Below are 18748 nucleotides of genomic sequence, written 5' to 3'. Positions count from 1 at the left end.
TCTTTTATTTTATTACACGTGAATGGGTATTTTAAGGAAAAAATAAAGACTGTCGAGATTTTCTCGACAGTCTGAGCAGCAAAGGAGTTCCCTTTGCTGCTATTTCTGCTGATCCTTCAGCAAGCCGTTCGAACGATAAGCTTCCAGCACATCTCTGTTGGATTCTCCCCATTCCTTCATTTGCAAAACGATCGGTTCAAGCGTTCTCCCAAATTCCGTCAGAGAATATTCAACCTTGGGCGGCACCTGATGGTAAACCTCACGATGCACGATACCATCCGCTTCCAGCTCCCGCAGCTGGAGGGTGAGCATTCTTTGGGTGATACTCGGGCAGATTCGGCGAAACTCATTAAACCGTTTCTTGCCATCTATCATGTGATAAAAAAGAATTCCTTTCCACTTTCCGCCAATGACATCTAGCGTAAATTCAACTGGACAGCCTTCTTTGTTCGGGTATTTATTCTTTTTTTCACTCATACTTGACCTCCCATAGTACCTTTTTTGATACTACATCACATTTCGAAACTTAGCTACCCAGTATTTTACACGCCTTTTCTCTTCAGCTCAAAGAAAATGCTTCTTATTCACATCAATTTTTAAGGGTTTGTATGATTACACTCGCAACAAGACGTGTTAAACTATATAAAGATTACACTACTTAAAAAGGATAAGGAGCTATCATGGAAAAGATACTTATTTTCGGACACCAAAACCCAGACACAGATACGATTTGTTCTGCGATTGCTTATGCTGATTTGAAAAACAAACTCGGCTTCAATGCTGAGCCAGTCCGTCTTGGACAGGTCAACGGCGAAACACAATACGCGCTTGACTACTTCAAACAAGAAAGCCCTCGTCTTGTAGAAACAGCTGCAAACGAAGTGAACGGCGTTATCCTTGTTGACCACAACGAACGCCAGCAAAGCATCAAGGACATTGAAAACGTTCAGGTTCTCGAAGTCATCGACCACCACCGTATCGCAAACTTCGAAACAGCTGAGCCGCTTTACTATCGTGCTGAGCCTGTAGGCTGTACGGCTACAATCTTAAACAAAATGTACAAAGAAAATAACGTGAAGATCGAGAAAGAAATTGCCGGCCTTATGCTGTCTGCGATCATTTCTGACTCACTGTTATTCAAATCTCCAACTTGCACAGACCAAGACGTAGCGGCAGCAAAAGAACTTGCGGAAATCGCTGGCGTAGATGCTGAAGAATACGGCTTGAACATGCTGAAAGCCGGCGCTGATTTAAGCAAAAAAACAGTGGAAGAGCTGATTTCTCTTGATGCGAAAGAATTTACACTCGGCAGCAAAAAAGTCGAAATCGCACAAGTGAACACAGTCGACATTGAAGATGTGAAAAAACGCCAAGCTGAATTAGAAGCCGCGATTTCTAAGGTTGTGGCTGAGAAGAAGCTTGACCTATTCCTTCTTGTCATCACAGACATCTTAGAAAATGATTCACTTGCCCTTGCGATCGGTAACGAAGCAGCGAACGTGGAAAAAGCGTTCAACGTTACATTAGAAAACAACACAGCCCTCTTAAAAGGCGTTGTTTCCCGTAAAAAACAAGTCGTCCCTGTCTTAACAGACGCAATGGCTGAATAATGAAAAAGCATCCCGCGCAGGGATGCTTTTTTCTTATTCGCCCAGCTTTTCAATCTGCCCCATCACATCAGTGATTTGATTTGCGTTTTGGACAATGTCCGACTGCTCCAATGTTCCCAGCGATACCTTGCCTTCTTCCACTTGTTTTAATACATCTTCAGCGCTTTTCTGCAAGGTTTCGTTATGCTCCTGAATGGTTTGATGAATCTTCGCTGCGGCATCAGGCGGTGTTAATTCATTAAAATCAGCGGCAGCCTGCTGAACCGTTTCAAGCTGTGCTTCAAGTTTTTCTTTCGCCTCCGCGTCATTTACAGCTTGCTCAGCCAATTCAGGTGCCTCCTCTGCAAATGTCTTCACTTTCTCCACATAGCCTGCGGCTTCACTTGTATAATTCAATCCGTCATTCACCTGGTCCAACATGCCACATCCGCCTGCACTCAAAAGCCCCACACCGGCAAGAACAGTCAAAATGATTTTCATCGTTAGCCTCCTCATCGCTTCTTCTTCATTTTTTCCTTTAAGATCGGGATCAATTTCTCTTTTGCTAACGGCAGCCCTTTCCTCACCATTTCACGCTTCAGCCACTTTTTCAGCTTAGACATACCGACGCTCCTCTCCATTTTTGATAAAAATGAAAAAACTCCACCGATTTGGTGAAGTTCCGAAACAAAAAGACCTTCACCAAATCAGATTTGGCAAAGGTCTCGCTAACAATGAGATTGCCAGCAAAGCCGAGGACATCTTGTCCCGTAATGACGACTTTACTGTAAAAGCTACTCCCCTTTGGAGTGTTCATTTTTATTACTTTCATTCTAAAGCACCGGGCATTTTCAGTCAAACTCCTGCTGTCCGTTTACGCAAAAGCACGCTGTGGTATTTAAAATTTGAATGGTATTTTCATCAGGAGATCATGCTATGACAGAGGAGGTTTTCATGATGAGTCAAGAGCGCGTGAAACGGCCTGGGCATACCAGATGGTACATATCTTCGTTACTCAGCGGCATTATTATTCTTAATTATTTTGACCGAGTGGCCATCTCTGTAGCGGCCCCTGCCATACAAGATTCGTTTCACCTTACAGCAACAGAACTCGGTATCGTGTTTTCAATTTACACCTATTCCTATACACTGATGCAGCTGCCTGTCGGGAGTTTGCTGGACCGGTTTGGCGTGGCATGGGTAACAAGGATCGGAATGACAATATGGAGCTTTTTAACGATCCTTCTTGCTTTTTTGCAAGGAAAATTGCTGTTATATTTGTTCCGTTTTCTCATTGGGCTGACGAGCGCCTCTGCGTTCCCTGCCGCTTCCAAGGCAACCGCTCTATGGTTTCCTCCAAGCGAGCGGGGCTTGGCCAACTCACTGTTCGACTCGGCCGCCAAGTTTTCAAACGTAATCGGCGCGCCATTGGTCGCCTTTCTTGTCACCGCGTTTGACTGGCGTGTCGCTTTTTTAACGATTGGGTGCATCAATGTGCTGTTTACGATCTTTTTCTGGCATTATTATGAGCAGCCTGAACGGCACAAACGCATTTCCAAAAGCGAGCTAAACTATATTCAAAAACACAATTCAATGAAAACAGAGCAAATCCCTTACAAAACGGGTCCGCTTTTAAAAAAGCTTTTCTCCAACCGTAAAGTATGGGGCTTGATGATTGGATTTACTGGGTACGGCTATACATTCAACCTGCTGCTCACCTGGCTTCCGACTTTCTTTAAACATACATACGGAATGGATATCATGTCGTCCGGTTTATTTACAGCCGTGCCCTGGCTGATCTCAACCATTTCCGGAATTGTCGTCGGCGGCTGGCTCGTCGATTACTTCATTAAGAAAGGTTATCCTAACACCAAGGTGTACCGAACGGTAATCATTGTCGGAATGAGCTTTGGCTTTTTCTTTTTAGGCTCGATTCTAACGAACAATATCACCGTCGCGATTATCTGTATTTCAATCGGACTCGCCGGTATTTCCGCAACCGCTCCAGTCGGCTGGTCCATTTCAGCAGAACTGGCACCGATCGGTTCCGTGTCCATGCTGAGCTCCATGGTGAATCTGGCAAACAACTTGTTCGGAGGCATTATCGCTGCTTCACTGACCGGATATTTGGTTGATGTGACAGGATCCTTTACGCTCAGCTTTCTGGTAGCCGGTTTTGTACTGCTGCTCGGGCTGGTTTTTTATGTGTTTGTATTAGGGGATGTAAAACGAATTAATCTGGAATAAAGAGTGCTCGTTGAGAGCGCTCTTTTCTTTGATCATAAAAAGGAGCCATCAGTTTGTCGAACGGCTTTAAGGACCCATCACTTGTTTGGACTTCTCTCTCATTCACCGGCCATATTCTATTCTCTCCGGATGAAAATACCTTCATTTTATCCTTGACTCCAACCAAAGGTAAGGCCTCATAGTGAAAGAAGAAAGGAGGAATTGGATTGTGAAATTAACAGTAAAAGAACTATCTCTCATTGCGAACGTGACAATCAAAACGCTTTATCATTACCACAAAATCGGCTTACTGGCTCCAAAAGAAATAAGCGAAGCCGGATATCGGTACTATGGTGCTGACGAACTAAAAAAACTGCAGGAAATCCTTTTTTACAAAGAATTAGATATTCCTTTGTCAGAAATAAAAACATTATTAGATGAAGATGCTGAAAGAACTAGTACATTAGAAAAACAAAAAAAAGCTGTTTGAAAAGAAAATTGAAAAGTATCAGCGCCTCATTCAAACAGTCAACACGTCTTTAGAATACACAAGAAAAGGTGAGAATATGGATCATCAGGTCATGTTTAAAGGATTTGAAAGCGCTGAAGAATGGAAGCAATCTTTAGCAGAACAAAATGGCTATTTAAAAGATCATTACAATTTTGAATTAGATACCACTGCAATCAATGTAAATGAAATGAACAAAATGGCGATAGAGGCAAAACATTTTCTTGATGGAATGGCTGATTTTTTAAGAAGCGGCGTGACGTATCAAGCCCCTGCCGTACAAGAGCATGTCATGAATCATCTTAACTTCCTAAATCAGAACGGGCATCCGATAAGTAAAGAAGATTACGTAAAACAAACGCGATTTTTTATGCAAGATGATTTCCATAGAGGAATGTTGGAAGAGCAGCAAACCGGTTTATCTTATTATTTGACCGTCGTTGCAGAACACCTGTAGCGTGAGTCTTTGTCACTCTATATAGGGAGACAGCCTTCATGAAGATGAGACAGCACCGCCAACAATTGATACATTCTGCCGGTCAACGGCAAAACTCCGCCCGTTCCATTTCAATACAGTTTGAACATATCCTAATGAGTCGGCGTTATACCTTCCCGCTATCCGCTGATACGCCAGCAGTTCGTATACGCCGTCTCTGTTGAAATCAATTGGATACAGGCCGGACAAAGGATTGACCCAGCCTTCTATCGGCATTTTCAATACTCCCTGCTGGGTATAAATCTCATTCAAATATTCCCTGCCCTTGTAAGTAAGGTCGAGGATATATATTTCGTTTTGCTGATGACTGATAACGCTCGCTTTATATTGATTTTGATACCTCACACTGTACTTCAATTCAGCATCCAACACATCCGAATTGAAAATCTGTCTGAACTGCCGGTTTATATAGGCAAACACATATGAATAGATAGCACCGCCGCTTCCACCAGTATCTATCACCACTGCCACATCATCCATCTTGTCGCCTGTCATATCCCCGAGAAAAAGAGACGGATTATATCCCATATTGTTTTGGAGCTGGATTCGCTGTTCCTGATGGGTTCTGCCGTCACGGATCACCAATGCGATATTTCTCCATAAAGGGCTGCCAGGCATTTGGATGCCAGTGAGAAAGACCTCATCAATAACGCCGTCTCCCGTTACATCTCCGCGGGCTGATGTAATGATTGCGCTGGAGGATGCAATGGGTTGCCGAAATACGTATGGATATTGAACAAAACCTCTGTGCCTGCCTGCATAAAACCAATAAGGATTCATTCTGATGTCATACAGATTCAATGAAGTCACCTTCCCTCATCAGCTGAATGAATCATTATATGCGCAAATAGCACATCAAAGACATATCTGGACGCTAAACACCAATTAAATCCGTTCCATATGAATTATCGATGGCACAAAGCCACTCGCCTTGCGCATTCTTCTTAAACACATAGGGGCCTGTGTCTGGCCGTACAGTTTGAATGAGGAAATGTCTTGTTCTTTTACAATACGTTCTAACGCATCGACGATCTCTTTGCCCAGCCCGAAGTTGCGATAGGGTTTCAGAATGCAGATTCGAATCCGCCTCCACATCTTCTTTCACTGTGATATAAGGTAAAACAGCAAACCCAAGCCTAATCGCTTCAATACTCCACAGCTCCATTGTTTGAAAGTTGCGAGTGTCATGCTTCACAAGATAGCCGGTCATGAATTCGAGCCTAAAGCAAAGCACCATCTCTCAGGATCTGTCGATTTATGTTTGATCGCTAATGAACCTATCAATAAAGTACTGGAGCATCTCAAGAAAACAAACGTCAATATCGAGGAAGGCCCAATCAAAAGAACCGATGTACTCGGCCCGATTCTATCTGTTTATATAAGAGACCCCGATCAAAACCTTATTGGGATATCAGAGTATCTTTAAATTCTCTTTCTAAACATACCAAGTAATTGGGTATGTTTTTTCTAACTTTTCTTAGTTCCTATACCTTAACACGTAGCTTTTATACAACTCTTCGTTATAAACAATTTCTTCCCCATGTGAAGAGCAGATGAGCGTTGGTTTGATTTCGTCTATGATTGCGCCGCTATCGATGTTCTCATTCATATCAACACTGAATCTTCTGATAGGCGGGTGTAAATTTTTCTTACTTGTGATAAAAAGATCACCTGATAATAGAACATGATCGACTTCATGATGATACACAACATGCCCCGGGGAATGTCCGGGTGTTAGATAGGATTGCAGCGGCAAGTGGGCAAGCGTTTGTTCCGTCAGCGGCTGGACAATATGGGCTACCCCTGTGTTCTCCACCTCATTTTTGTTCGGATAAGGCGCTTCCCCATTGATATAGATTAGTTCTTTCTGATGGGCATAAATTGGAATATCAAATCTCTCTAACCATTTTGATGCACCTTGAATATGATCGCTGTGGCCATGGGTAAGCAAAACGGCTTTTGGATTGCCGATCGCTAACGCTGCCCTGATCTGAGCTTCTGCCAAACGTTCTATTCCCGTATCAATGATATAAACATCATCACCATCTTTAATAAACCAAATATGAACCGGAATCCGAATAGGCACATCAAGCTCAAATTCACATTGAAAGACATGTTCTGACAATTGTCTCAAATTCATGCCAACCACTCCCTTTGGAAATTTTTTGATATATTTACTGTAATACATCTTAGTTAATTATGTCATGACGCACATTTTTGTAACTTACATTGTGAGGTGACAAATATGGGAAACCGGTTAAATGGATTTGGCGCTTGCAGTGAAGAAGTAAAAATGGTTTGTCCCGTGGAAATGACGCTGCATATTATCGGCGGGAAATGGAGTAGCCCTTTTAAAAATACATACTGTTTGAATAGCACCAATCCCGTCAGGCACACTTGACGAACTTAAACCTTGTTTCTTGAAAAATAATCAGTTATGCTGATTATATGTTAAACTGATTATTGTTGGAGGTGAAAGAATTGGAAAAATGGAATCAATCCTATGGTTTTCTACTCGGAAAAGTTCTCCAGCGAATGGAAAATACATTTGCTGAAGGGCTTAGACCATATGAAATTAACGCAAGACAATATGGAGTTCTTTTATTTATCAAAGGAAACCCTTACTCATCACAAAAAGATATTTCTGAAAACCTGCAAATCGACCGGACTACGATGGTGAGTCATATCGATCATCTCGAGACTTTAGGATTTGTTGAGAGAACAAAAAATCCTAATGACAGAAGATCCTATAGCCTTAAGATTACTGAAAAAGGTAACGATGTATTGGATTCACGTTGGGAGTTTTTAGTTAATACGGAATTAGAGGTATTAGCTCCGTTAAATCAACAAGAAAGACAATTACTTAAAGATTTCCTTGTTAAAATTTGGAGATCACTTTAAAAAACAGGAGGTTTTACAATATGCAAGCTCTCGATTATTTTAATGCACGTCTCGAAGCAACGATAAGCCCTATGGATTTTTTGAAAGCTAAGCAAATGAATCCCGAGAAATACGTCTTAATCGATGTTCGAAACGGTCCAATTCATGTAAGGAATGTAACAATTAAAGATGCTCACATTATTCCTGAACAAGAACTGCAAGCTCGTTTAAACGAAATACCAAAAGAAAGAGAAATCATTGTTTATTGCTGGGATGTCTGGTGCAATACCGCTGCAAAAGTTGCAACATTTTTATTAGAACATGGATATAAAGTGAAAGAGCTGACCGGAGGGATTGCAGCATGGAAAGAAATGAACTTCCCTGTCACAAATACAAATCAAGACAATCACATATCTGATGATTGTGGATGCTGACTCTGTGCCTGTGCAACATAAAAGATACTGGGTGGGAGTTGCTTCCCGAGATCACGTAATGAAAGCAATTCAAGGCGGGTTTGCACAACTTTGTCATGGCAAAGAGGCACCCTTAAAAAAGATGAATAAAGGTGATTGGATCATTTATTATTCTCCAAAGGTCAATATTAAGGAAAGTACGCCATATCAAAAATTTACGGCTTTAGGCAAAGTAGTAGATCATCATATTTTTCAATTTGATATGGCAAATGATTTTCAGCCTTTTCGAAGACATAGACATTTCATTCATTGCACAGAAATACCCATTCGCCCATTAATCCCATACCTTTCTTTCATAAAAGACAAGAAGCGTTGGGGCTACTCATTTCGGTTTGGGCATTTTGAGATCAGTGAAAAGGATTTTAAGCTAATTGCACAAAAAATGGTTGATGGTAAAGGAGATTAGATGACTTTGATCTCCTTTAAGCTTTCTTTATATTCACAATATCACCTAACCATTCATTACATTGTGATATCATGACGATGAATCATTGGTAATTTCTAAAAATAGAGGTGGCGAGTTATGAATCACGAGGAAATGATCAATTACTTCCTGTCATATCCAGATACCTATAAAGACTATCCTTTTGGTGAAGGGCGGACGGTGATGCGTCACAACGGGAATAAAAAATTGTTTGCGCTTATCTTTCATCTTGATGGCCATTTATGCGTTAACCTTAAGTGCGAACCTGAGCGAGCCAATTTCCTGCGTAGTATTTTTAAAGAGGTAAAGCCCGGGTATCATATGAATAAAGACCATTGGAATACAGTGATCTTAGATGGCAACCTCTCACAAGAGGCTCTTGATGATATGGTGCAACATAGTTTCGAATTGACAAAGCCAAAGAAGTCTTAATGTTTATTCACCAATATGATCAGCAGGAACCTATAATAAGTTCCTGTTTGTATCTTATCAAAATCTTTTACCGTTTCATTAATACTGATAACTCACCTTCAAACACTTTTTCCTCTTTTTGATTATAGGTAGATAACAATACAGTAAGTATTCCCGTTTGACTTTTATTTGGTTTTTTATCAATAACCTTAACTATAGTGTTCAGCTTATCATTCGGGTATACGGGTGCTAGGAATTTTATATGATTCATTCCTGTTCCAGCAATAATATCGTCCTCATGACACCCTTCTTCTATCCAGAGCTTAAAAGTGATGGCTAACGTTTGTATTCCAGATGCAATGATTCCGTTAAATCTGCCCATTTTTGCTTTCTCTTCATTTACATGCATGTATTGCGGGTCATATTCTTCTGCAAAATTCATTACATTCTCTTTTGTTAATTCAAATGGTTTAGTTTGAAAAACCTGTCCAATAGAAAATTCATCTAACTTCATAGGGACACCTCCTTGTATCTAATCTTCATATAATAACCTACGCAGTATTTTAACACATTCAGTAATCTTACCGAGAGGAATACCCTCTGCATGTTAATCGACGAGAAGTCCTTGTACCTGTTTCACCACGCCCACAATCGTGCCTACTTAAAAGCGAAATGCTAAAACCAGCCGGTTCTGGTTATCCGGCTTGTCTTTTATTTCATATAAAAAGCCTGGATGAATTGCTAATTCATCACAGGCTGTAAGTGCCTCACTTACAAAAAATTCAGATCAACGTAATCATCATTTCGGTTTTACCTCTAAATAATGAATATGCCGGCCGTCTATTTTGTGCACTTTAAACACATATCCTTCGGCTTCTATTTCAGAGCCAAGTTTGGCATCAATATTTTCAGTCATAAACCAGCCGCCTATTGTATCGACATCCGCACTCGCTAACTCGGTTTCCAAAAGTTGATTTACATCCTCAATGAGCACTTTTGAATCTAAAATATAATGATCATCATTTATTTTTCTAATTTCAGGCACTTCATCTTCATCAAATTCATCTCTGATGTCGCCTACTATTTCTTCAAGAATGTCTTCAACAGTCACCAATCCTGAAGTACCGCCATATTCATCCACTAGAATAGCGATATGAGTTCGCTCTCTTTGCATTTTCACTAATAAGTCATGGATCGGAACCGATTCAATCACATGGATAACAGGGTTGATATGATTTTCTAACTTGAAATGATCCTTTGTTTTCTGATCTGTATCAATATAAACTGACAAGAACGCCTTGGCATTGATAAAACCAATAATCGTATCTTTATCCCCATTTAGAACCGGATACCTTGTATAGCTCTCTGTCTTAATAGTCCTAACAACAGTTTCGTATGATTCATCGATAGAAATCGCTAGTATTTCTCTTCTAGGAATCATGATTTCTTTGGCGATTCTTTCATCAAATTCAAAAATGTTATTGACATACTTTAACTCGTTCTTATTGATTTCACCGCTCCTATAGCTTTCAGACAGTAAAATGCGCAGTTCCTCTTCAGAGTGGGCAAGCTCATGTTCTGACGCAGGTTTTAACCCAAAGAGTCCAACGATAAACCGGGCTGAACCATTTAAAAACCATATAAAAGGATACAAGATGCGGTAAAACCAGATAATTGGCTTTGCTGTTAAAAGAGTGATGGCTTCAGCTTTTTGAATCGCGAGTGTCTTGGGAGCAAGCTCACCAACCACTACATGCAAAAAGGTCGCCATGACAAAAGCAACAATCAAAATTAATACATGTGAGACAGGTTCACTTACATGAAAATAAACAAATAAGGGGTGCAGAATCACTTCAAAAGTCGACTCTCCAACCCAGCCAATTCCTAACGCTGTCACAGTGATTCCCAGCTGACAAGCTGACAAATATTCGTCCAAATGAGTAACAACTTTTTTTGCTGATACAGCACCTTTTTTGCCCTCTAGTATGAGTTGGTCTATTTTCGAAGTTCTAATCTTGACAATCGCAAATTCAGTTGCAACAAAAAATGCAGTTAACACAATTAAAATGGCAAAGATAATAAGATTAAGGGTTGTCAATCGCTTGCCTTACCAAGTAAGGCGAACACCTCCTGTATAAAGATCTCCCTTACATATTCCTTAGTATTGATAATTTAAACATACAATAACCAAACAAAATATTTTATTTCCTTTGCTGTTAAGATATATCACTTTCATCATAATTATAAGTTCAGTTGAACTCAAAATCAATTAAAAATATTTAAAGTAACCTATATGAGAATTTTTTTATCTGGTTGTGATAAGTTAGTATCGAGGTTATTTATCAAATCAAACTAAGAAAGAAGGTGATCCCATGCCCACTAACAACAAACCCAATAGATTAATCAATGAGAAATCACCATACTTACTTCAACACACCCACAACCCCGTCGACTGGTATCCCTGGGGAGAAGAAGCCTTCGAAAAAGCAAAACGCGAAAACAAGCCGGTTCTAGTCAGTATCGGTTATTCGACTTGCCATTGGTGTCACGTCATGGCTCACGAAAGCTTCGAGGACGAGGAAATTGCGCGTCTCCTCAATGAACGGTTTGTGGCGATTAAAGTGGACCGGGAAGAGCGTCCGGATGTGGATTCTGTTTATATGAGAATCTGTCAGCTGATGACCGGGCAGGGCGGCTGGCCGTTGAATGTGTTTATCACGCCTGACCAGAAGCCGTTTTACGCGGGTACATATTTTCCAAAGACGAGCAAATTTAATCGTCCCGGTTTTGTTGATGTGCTTGAGCATCTGTCTGAGACATTTGCGAACGATCGCGAACATGTCGAGGATATTGCCGAGAACGCCGCTAAACATTTGCAGAACAAAACAGCTGCAAAATCAGGCGAAGCCCTTAGTGAGTCAGCGATTCACCGGACATTCCAGCAGCTTGCCAACGGGTTTGATACGATCTACGGGGGTTTCGGGCAGGCGCCGAAATTTCCGATGCCCCATATGCTGATGTATTTGCTTCGTTATCATCACAATACGGGGCAGGAAAATGCTTTATACAACGTGACAAAAACGCTGGACAGCATGGCGAATGGCGGCATTTACGATCATATCGGCTATGGATTTGCCCGCTACTCGACCGATGACGAATGGCTCGTTCCCCATTTTGAAAAAATGCTATATGATAATGCGTTGCTGCTGACGGCTTATACAGAAGCTTATCAAGTTACGCAAAACAGCCGATATCAAGAGATTTGCGAGCAAATCATCACCTTCATTCAGCGGGAAATGACTCATGAAGACGGAAGCTTTTTCTCCGCTTTAGACGCGGACACAGAAGGAGAAGAAGGAAAGTACTACGTGTGGTCAAAGGAAGAGATCCTGAAAACGCTCGGAGACGATCTCGGAACGCTGTATGGCCGAGTGTATGATATCACTGAAAAAGGGAATTTTGAAAGCAAAAATATTCCGAACCTCATTCACACAAAGCGGGAACAAATCAAGGTTGAATCCGGTTTAACTGAGGAAGAGCTCAGCCTCAAACTTGAGGACGCAAGACGACAGCTCTTGAAGACACGCGAAGAAAGAACCTATCCGCATGTCGATGATAAGGTGCTGACCTCTTGGAACGCGCTGATGATCGCGGGCCTTGCCAAAGCGGCAAAGGTATTCCAAGAACCAAAATATCTCAGATTAGCGGAAGACGCCATCACATTTATTGAAAACCAATTAATCATTGACGGGCGTGTGATGGTTCGGTATCGAGACGGCGAAGTGAAAAACAAAGGCTTTATAGACGATTACGCTTTTCTCCTATGGGCTTATCTGGATCTCTATGAAGCCTCGTTTGATCTTTCTTATTTAGAAAAAGCGAAGAAACTGACAGACGATATGATTCGCTTATTTTGGGATGAGGAGCATGGCGGGTTCTTTTTCACCGGACACGATGCAGAAGCTTTAATCGTCCGGGAAAAAGAAGTATACGACGGGGCGGTCCCTTCTGGAAACAGCGTGGCAGCCGTTCAGCTGCTGCGCCTCGGACAAGTTACAGGCGACTTATCATTGATTGAAAAAGCGGAGACGATGTTTTCTGTTTTCAAGCCGGATATCGACGCGTATCCGAGCGGCCATGCTTTCTTTATGCAAAGCGTGTTAAAGCATGTGACGCCTAAAAAAGAAATCGTTATTTTTGGCAGCGCAGACGATCCAGACAGAAAACAATTGATAACCGCGCTTCAAAAAGCCTTTAAGCCGAACGACTCCATTCTGGTGGCAGAACATCCTGATCAATGCAAAGACATAGCACCATTCGCAGCAGACTACCGCATCATAGACGGCAAAACAACCGTGTATATTTGCGAAAACTTCGCCTGCCAGCAGCCGACAACAAATATCGAAGAAGCCATCCAAACATTAATAAGCAGCAGGGATTAAGACCCTTGCTGCTTACTTTGTGATTTCTTATGGTACCATAATGCGATTCCCGCAAAAACAAGATTGACCGCTATCGTAAATAAAGCCTCCCACATCGGGTTCCCCCGCGTAACCGTAAATAACGAAGGAATTCCTCCATACACACTGTTTTTTTCTGTGATAAACATACACAAAAACATATTATTCGCGGCATGGGCGCCAAGTGATATTTCAATACTGCCTGTTTTAATCGTGTAATAGGTCCACACAAAACCAAATGTTAAATACTCAATTCCTGCCCAGACAGCGCCATTGTTCATTTCTGGATTCGCAAAATGCAGTGCGCCAAACAAGCCTCCGACAATCAATGTCAAGATAAGAGGATTTTTCGTCACTCTCCCGAAAGCTTGAAGCAAAAATCCTCTGAAAAACAGTTCCTCAGCTGACGTTTGAAACGGAACCAAAATGAGAGCCGCCGCCACCAGCCAGATAAACCGTGAAGGATCAACATCTTGCATTGAGTAGCTGTCAGGATGAATCGCAAAGTCAATCAATTGTACGGCGATCATCAGCAAGAAATAAGCAATAAAGCCAAAGGAAATTCTCCGCCAATTGATCTTAGCGTTTGGCGTAATGACCGATCGAAACGGCCGTTTCAGAATAAAGCGCACAGCCAGCCATACTCCCGGAATCGCAAATAAATAAATGACATGAGCCAAATAAAGATCTACCAGAGGATCACTCAGCACAGCTTCATCCAAATCAAACGTGATATCGGGATTCACAATAACCGTGAACAGTATAGCGAAAAGGTAAGCAATATTCCCGAATACATATAAACCTACCATCACCAAAAAGGCGAAAAAATATCTCCACAACGTATTGTTTCCTTCTAATGGACGGATAAATGAATTCATTCCTTCTATGTCTCTTCCTTTCAATGAGAATATTCCTATATATTTGCATAAATTGGTCTTCAAATCTACTGTTTTGGAAATCTTTTAAGCAAAATGAAAATAAAGAGTGCGAATTTAGTTCTTTCATCTAGTGATTTGAACTCTGTCGCCAATGAATCAAGATACTTATAATAATTCCAAGAGGGGAATTTTCAGTTTTTTCTTACTAATCAAAAGGGGGTTTTTTATGAATACGATCTTCAAACAGAAGAACACACATCCTTTCTCCAACGCAGCGAATCGTTTAGACCGCCTTCCGATTTCTCGCGTTCACTTCCAAGTATTAACCGCTCTCGGCATTGTTTATTTCTTTGACCTTGCAGATTTATTTACCCTGAGCAATGTAGCGCCGGCACTAATCGAACATTGGGGCATCCCGCTTTCAACCATTGCCAATATAACGGCGGCTTCATTTTTAGGCATGTTTTTAGGCGCATCGCTGGGAGGAAGGCTGTCAGATCGAATCGGCCGCAAAAAAGCCTTACATCTATTTGTGTTTGTTTTCTCAATCGCATCGCTATGCAATGCCGCGGCATGGGATATCCCGTCTTTAATGACATTCCGTTTTCTCACCGGATTTGGTGTCGCAGCCGCCATGGTGATTACCAATAGCTATTTGGCGGAATTTTTTCCTTCCAGTGTCCGCGGGAAACATATTTCTTTCTGCGCCATGATTGGATTGATCGGCGTTCCGATCACCAATATTGTGTCTGCCTTTGTCATTCCGCTCGGCTCATGGGGATGGAGGCTTGTATTTGTATGGGGTGCCGTCGGCCTTATTTATTTTTTCTTTATCCGCCGTCTGGAAGAGTCACCTCGCTGGCACGAAAATCGCGGTGAGTATGCGAAAGCCGATGCGATCCTCAACAGAATTGAGGCGCAGGTTGAACAAGAGAAAGGCCCGCTTCAGGAACCAGCTCAGCCTAAAGCAAACAGTGCCGTTCAGCAGCATGCCGGTTACGCAGGTTTATTGAAAGGAAGAAACCTCAAAATCACCATCGTTTTATCTGCTGTATGGATTTTTGAAACGTTTGGATTTTACGGATTTGCCTCATGGGTTCCAAGCCTCTTAAAAAGCAACGGCATCTCCATGGAAAATACATTGTGGTATAACGTACTGCACTCCGTCGGCGCTCCGCTTGGCGCATTGCTTGGTTCGATGATTTCTGAAACATTTCAGAGAAAATGGATTTTAGCCGCCAGCGCGTTTCTGACAGCCATCGCCGGTCTCTTATATGGCATGACTTTTATTCCGATCATGATTATTGTGTTTGGTTTTATCGTGAATATCACGGAACGGGTTTTCACCTCGAACTTATACGCTTATACGTCAGAACCTTATCCGACTGAATACCGCTCATCTGGCAGCGGTTTAGCCTATGGCCTCGGCCGCTTTTCAAACATTTTCGGCTCATTGCTCGTCGGATTTATCGCCGTTCAGCTCGGCTATGTCAGCGTCTTTTTATTTATCGGCGGCTGCTGGCTCGCATGCTCCTTACTGTTAATCTGCTTCGGCCCTAAAACGAATGCGAAACAGATTTGAAAAAAGTCAGTGCGGACCTGCCGCACTGATCTCATTACAATTCCTTCAACATCCTCGCGGGGTTTCCGCCTACAACAGTATTAGCAGGTACATCCTTAGTCACAACAGACCCCGATGCGATCACCGCGTTATCACCAATCGTCACTCCCGGGTTAATCACCGCCCGGCCTCCGATCCAAACATGATCTCCAATGGTCACAGGCTTACCGAACTCCTGGCCGGACTTTCTTTCAATCGGATCAAGCGGATGACCGGCCGTATAGATATGTACCCCTGGCGCAATCAAACATTGACGTCCGATACGCACCTCACACACATCTAAAATAACACAGTCAAAATTAACAAATGTATGATCCCCAATATGAATGTGATAGCCATAATCACAGCGAAATGACGGTAAAATCGTGACTTGATCACCAAGCGAGCCGAGCAGCTCCTTCAAAAGCTCCGTTCGCACTGCATCATCTTCTGGTGTTTCGTTATATTGTCTACTCAGCTGTCTCGCATGTTTGCGTTCAAGTAGTAGTTGTTGATCTTCCGGATTATATAGTTCTCCGTCTGCCATTTTTTCTTTTTCTGTCCTCAACATTCAAGTCACTCCATGTCAGATTGTAATCTCAATCAAATTTCCTTCATCATCTTCAATCACACTTTCATAGTAGCCGTCTCCTGTTGTCCTCGGGCCGTTTACTACGGCAAAACCATCCTTCTTCAATTGATCGGTCAGTTCATCAACCTTCTTCCGGCTTCCAACGGAAAAAGCAATGTGCGCCCAGCCTGTCATTGTTTGTGAAGGCGGATCAGTCACATTTCCTTTTTTCATGATTTCCAGCCTTGCTCCGGAATCAAATGTCATAAAATAAGACTTAAAATCCTTTTTCTCATTATGATACAAATCATTCGCTTTGCCATTAAAATACGTTTCATAAAAGGATTTCATTCGCTCTAAATCATTGACCCAGATCGCTGTATGTTCAATCCGCATTTCTTCCTCCTCCTTCACCTTCAATGAAGTTATAAAGTATGAAATGCATTTCAGTTCAAGCTTTTTTCTCGAATTGATGCTGAATTTTGATATCAACCGGTTCATCCTGCAAGAATAGAGAGAATGCTGCGATGCCGAGCTGCTCAAGATTCAAATCTAGCGACGGAAAGCCAAGAACTCGGCTGATAGAAGAATTCCCCTCGCCAATGATTTCAACATCCCATTTATTCTTTTGGGCAAATACATGGATTCCAGCTGCCACTTCATCACTATTTGCGTAAATAGCAGTTGGAACCTGCCCGCTCATATAAAAGTGCTGTGCAGCCCGCTCACCGTCATTCATATCGTTGCATCCTGACAGTATATGACGGTCTTCCAGCCTCCCGCAGACAGCTTTATAGGCCGCAGCTTTATCAGCCGTGCTCGGGCTCCTGCCGGCATCTCTGACGCACGTAAAAGCGATATTCTCATGTCCCCGGCTCTTTAGATAGCGGAAGCTCTCTGCATACGCAGCTTTTCTGTCATTGTACGCACATGGGACATCAATCTCTCCGGTATCCTCACATGCAATGATCGGCCCATACTCCTGATAAGCGATAATGCTGTCCCAGTCATTGGCGCGGGATGTCATGATGAGACCATCTATTTTCTTCGTTCTTAACAATTCTAGATATTTGATTTCAAAAGCGGAGTTGTAATTGGTGGGGAGGAGGGTTGTTGCATACTCATGCTGAAAGGCCGCCTTGGTGATCCCGTTTACGATTTTATCAAAGCAGGGATGATCGCTATAAGGCAGAATCACACCAATAATACGGGTTTTCCCGCGAATGAGGTCGATTGCGGTTCGATTTGGTATGTAATCTAATTCCTTTATGACTTGATGAACAAGTTTCCTCTTTTCTTCAGACACATACGGATAATGATTCAATACACGTGAAACAGTCGAAACAGATACATTTGCCAGTCTTGCAATCTCTTTTATGTTTGCCATCTCTTTCTCCTTTTTTCATATAAAAAAGCAGTAAGTGTAAATTCCTTACTGCCATCTCATCATATATTGATCATAAGTTCAACAGGACAATGGTCGGAACCCATGACGTTTGCTGATATGCAGGCATCCCCAATCTGTCCCTTCAGCCTTTCGGAAACAACAAAATAATCCAGACGCCATCCGATATTTCTTTCCCGGGCGCCGGCGCGATACGACCACCAGGAATAAGCGCCTTCAAGATTAGGATAGACATGACGGAATGAGTCAATAAATCCAGCTTCTAAGAAACGAGTGAATGCCCCTCTTTCTTGATCAGAAAATCCAGCGTTATTCCGATTCGCTTTTGGATTTTTCAAATCGATCTCCTGATGAGCTACATTCAAATCGCCGCATAAAATGACCGGTTTTTTCTTATCCAATTCAAGAATATAAGATAATAAAGCCTCTTCCCATTGCATTCGGTAATCGATCCGTTCCAAACCCCTTTTAGAATTGGGCGTGTAAACGGTCATCACAAACATGTTTTCAAATTCCAGCGTAATCACTCTGCCTTCTTGATCATGCTCTTCCTTTCCGATACCGTACATAACCCGCAGCGGCTCTTGTTTTGAAAAAACAGCCGTGCCGGAATATCCTTTTTTCACTGCGTAATTCCAGTACACATGATAGCCTTCAGGCTGAAGATCGACCTGGCCGTCCTGTATCTTTGTTTCCTGAAGACATATAATATCTGCATCCTCTTCTTTCAGATAAGAGAGGAAATCCATCTTTCTCATAACAGCCCGCAGGCCGTTTACATTCCAAGAAATCAGCTTCATGTTTCATCCCCCCCCTATAAAAAAGAG

At 42.0% G+C, this 18748-nt stretch carries 20 protein-coding genes and 4 pseudogenes; 10 read left to right on the top strand and 14 right to left on the bottom strand.

The features are described from left to right. Positions 1-99 precede the first annotated feature (99 nt). Positions 100-477, bottom strand: a complete 378-nt coding sequence (gene hypR, locus ACY3LV_RS20085) for a transcriptional regulator HypR (RefSeq protein ID WP_333562329.1) — start codon at positions 475-477, stop codon at positions 100-102. A gap of 203 nt (positions 478-680) precedes the next feature. Between hypR and ACY3LV_RS20080 the strand changes: the two genes are divergently transcribed. Then, complete coding sequence (locus ACY3LV_RS20080) at positions 681-1610, top strand: manganese-dependent inorganic pyrophosphatase (RefSeq protein ID WP_202327759.1); 930 nt, start codon at positions 681-683, stop codon at positions 1608-1610. A gap of 33 nt (positions 1611-1643) precedes the next feature. Here ACY3LV_RS20080 and ACY3LV_RS20075 read toward each other — a convergent pair whose 3' ends face one another. Further along, positions 1644-2090 (bottom strand): DUF6376 family protein, encoded by a 447-nt coding sequence (locus ACY3LV_RS20075; RefSeq protein ID WP_464864395.1) that lies wholly within the window; start codon positions 2088-2090, stop codon positions 1644-1646. 435 nt (positions 2091-2525) lie between these two features. Between ACY3LV_RS20075 and ACY3LV_RS20070 the strand changes: the two genes are divergently transcribed. Together ACY3LV_RS20070 and ACY3LV_RS20065 are read left to right on the top strand one after the other, a co-directional pair. Next, positions 2526-3836 carry an MFS transporter gene (locus ACY3LV_RS20070; protein ID WP_464864394.1) on the top strand — a complete coding sequence of 437 codons (1311 nt, stop codon included), beginning with the start codon at positions 2526-2528 and terminating at the stop codon, positions 3834-3836. A 205-nt stretch (positions 3837-4041) separates the two neighbouring features. Further along, positions 4042-4780 (top strand): annotated as a pseudogene (locus ACY3LV_RS20065) (MerR family transcriptional regulator). A 36-nt stretch (positions 4781-4816) separates the two neighbouring features. Here ACY3LV_RS20065 and ACY3LV_RS20060 read toward each other — a convergent pair. From ACY3LV_RS20060 to ACY3LV_RS20045, 4 genes and pseudogenes are all read right to left on the bottom strand, one after another. Further along, positions 4817-5620: a hypothetical protein gene (locus ACY3LV_RS20060; RefSeq protein ID WP_464864393.1), complete on the bottom strand. Its 804-nt coding sequence runs from the start codon at positions 5618-5620 to the stop codon at positions 4817-4819. A gap of 73 nt (positions 5621-5693) precedes the next feature. Next, positions 5694-5774, bottom strand: a pseudogene (locus ACY3LV_RS20055) (DUF4440 domain-containing protein); the annotation flags it as partial. 2 nt (positions 5775-5776) lie between these two features. Next, positions 5777-5899 (bottom strand): annotated as a pseudogene (locus tag ACY3LV_RS20050) (GNAT family N-acetyltransferase); the annotation flags it as partial. Positions 5900-5903: 4 nt separating this feature from the next. After that, positions 5904-6020 (bottom strand): annotated as a pseudogene (locus tag ACY3LV_RS20045) (LysR family transcriptional regulator); the annotation flags it as partial. Between ACY3LV_RS20045 and ACY3LV_RS20040 the strand changes: the two are divergent. Then, a complete protein-coding gene (locus ACY3LV_RS20040; protein WP_464864392.1) occupies positions 6006-6245 on the top strand; it encodes a VOC family protein in 240 nt (79 codons plus the stop codon). The pseudogene ACY3LV_RS20045 and the gene ACY3LV_RS20040 overlap by 15 nt on opposite strands. Before the next feature lie 51 nt (positions 6246-6296). Here the strand turns inward: ACY3LV_RS20040 and ACY3LV_RS20035 are convergent, their stop codons facing one another. Next, positions 6297-6959 carry an MBL fold metallo-hydrolase gene (locus ACY3LV_RS20035; protein ID WP_464864391.1) on the bottom strand — a complete coding sequence of 221 codons (663 nt, stop codon included), beginning with the start codon at positions 6957-6959 and terminating at the stop codon, positions 6297-6299. 341 nt (positions 6960-7300) lie between these two features. Here ACY3LV_RS20035 and ACY3LV_RS20030 point away from each other — a divergent pair, with 341 nt between their 5' ends. The 4 genes from ACY3LV_RS20030 to ACY3LV_RS20015 all read left to right on the top strand — a co-directional run bounded on the left by ACY3LV_RS20030 (position 7301) and on the right by ACY3LV_RS20015 (position 9028). Beyond that, positions 7301-7720, top strand: coding sequence for a MarR family winged helix-turn-helix transcriptional regulator (locus ACY3LV_RS20030; protein WP_464864390.1), 420 nt, complete (start codon positions 7301-7303; stop codon positions 7718-7720). A 20-nt stretch (positions 7721-7740) separates the two neighbouring features. Next, on the top strand, positions 7741-8133 hold the full coding sequence (locus tag ACY3LV_RS20025) for a rhodanese-like domain-containing protein (RefSeq protein WP_148963165.1): 393 nt from the start codon (positions 7741-7743) through the stop codon (positions 8131-8133). A gap of 10 nt (positions 8134-8143) precedes the next feature. Then, positions 8144-8578, top strand: a complete 435-nt coding sequence (locus ACY3LV_RS20020; RefSeq protein ID WP_464864396.1) for an EVE domain-containing protein — start codon at positions 8144-8146, stop codon at positions 8576-8578. A gap of 117 nt (positions 8579-8695) precedes the next feature. Further along, the gene (locus ACY3LV_RS20015; RefSeq protein WP_148963164.1) at positions 8696-9028 is read left to right on the top strand and encodes an MmcQ/YjbR family DNA-binding protein; all 333 of its coding nucleotides are present in this window, start codon (positions 8696-8698) and stop codon (positions 9026-9028) included. A 67-nt stretch (positions 9029-9095) separates the two neighbouring features. On the opposite strand, the gene ACY3LV_RS20010 is transcribed toward ACY3LV_RS20015, so the two are convergent. Both ACY3LV_RS20010 and ACY3LV_RS20005 read right to left on the bottom strand, forming a co-directional pair. Next, positions 9096-9521, bottom strand: a complete 426-nt coding sequence (locus ACY3LV_RS20010) for a MaoC family dehydratase (protein WP_087993889.1) — start codon at positions 9519-9521, stop codon at positions 9096-9098. Between the two features lie 285 nt (positions 9522-9806). After that, a complete protein-coding gene (locus ACY3LV_RS20005) occupies positions 9807-11105 on the bottom strand; it encodes a hemolysin family protein (protein WP_464864389.1) in 1299 nt (432 codons plus the stop codon). Between the two features lie 274 nt (positions 11106-11379). Between ACY3LV_RS20005 and ACY3LV_RS20000 the strand changes: the two genes are divergently transcribed. Further along, the gene (locus ACY3LV_RS20000; RefSeq protein WP_464864388.1) at positions 11380-13449 is read left to right on the top strand and encodes a thioredoxin domain-containing protein; all 2070 of its coding nucleotides are present in this window, start codon (positions 11380-11382) and stop codon (positions 13447-13449) included. On the opposite strand, the gene ACY3LV_RS19995 is transcribed toward ACY3LV_RS20000, so the two are convergent. Then, positions 13446-14345 carry a lysostaphin resistance A-like protein gene (locus ACY3LV_RS19995; RefSeq protein WP_464864387.1) on the bottom strand — a complete coding sequence of 300 codons (900 nt, stop codon included), beginning with the start codon at positions 14343-14345 and terminating at the stop codon, positions 13446-13448. The genes ACY3LV_RS20000 and ACY3LV_RS19995 overlap by 4 nt on opposite strands. A 226-nt stretch (positions 14346-14571) precedes the next feature. On the opposite strand from ACY3LV_RS19995, the gene ACY3LV_RS19990 reads away from it, so the two are divergent. Then, the gene (locus ACY3LV_RS19990) at positions 14572-15927 is read left to right on the top strand and encodes an MFS transporter (RefSeq protein ID WP_464864386.1); all 1356 of its coding nucleotides are present in this window, start codon (positions 14572-14574) and stop codon (positions 15925-15927) included. A 34-nt stretch (positions 15928-15961) separates the two neighbouring features. On the opposite strand, the gene ACY3LV_RS19985 is transcribed toward ACY3LV_RS19990, so the two are convergent. The 4 genes from ACY3LV_RS19985 to xth are packed head-to-tail and all read right to left on the bottom strand — an operon-like array spanning position 15962 to position 18721. Then, a complete protein-coding gene (locus tag ACY3LV_RS19985) occupies positions 15962-16516 on the bottom strand; it encodes a sugar O-acetyltransferase (protein ID WP_464864385.1) in 555 nt (184 codons plus the stop codon). Between the two features lie 15 nt (positions 16517-16531). Beyond that, the gene (locus ACY3LV_RS19980) at positions 16532-16912 is read right to left on the bottom strand and encodes a VOC family protein (RefSeq protein ID WP_202327745.1); all 381 of its coding nucleotides are present in this window, start codon (positions 16910-16912) and stop codon (positions 16532-16534) included. Positions 16913-16967: 55 nt separating this feature from the next. Further along, on the bottom strand, positions 16968-17903 hold the full coding sequence (locus ACY3LV_RS19975; RefSeq protein ID WP_464864384.1) for a LacI family DNA-binding transcriptional regulator: 936 nt from the start codon (positions 17901-17903) through the stop codon (positions 16968-16970). 59 nt (positions 17904-17962) lie between these two features. Further along, positions 17963-18721 carry an exodeoxyribonuclease III gene (gene xth / locus ACY3LV_RS19970; RefSeq protein ID WP_464864383.1) on the bottom strand — a complete coding sequence of 253 codons (759 nt, stop codon included), beginning with the start codon at positions 18719-18721 and terminating at the stop codon, positions 17963-17965. Positions 18722-18748: the final 27 nt, after the last annotated feature.

This window comes from Bacillus sp. 11C (assembly GCF_055486375.1).
This window is presented reverse-complemented; position numbering and strand designations above follow the sequence as displayed.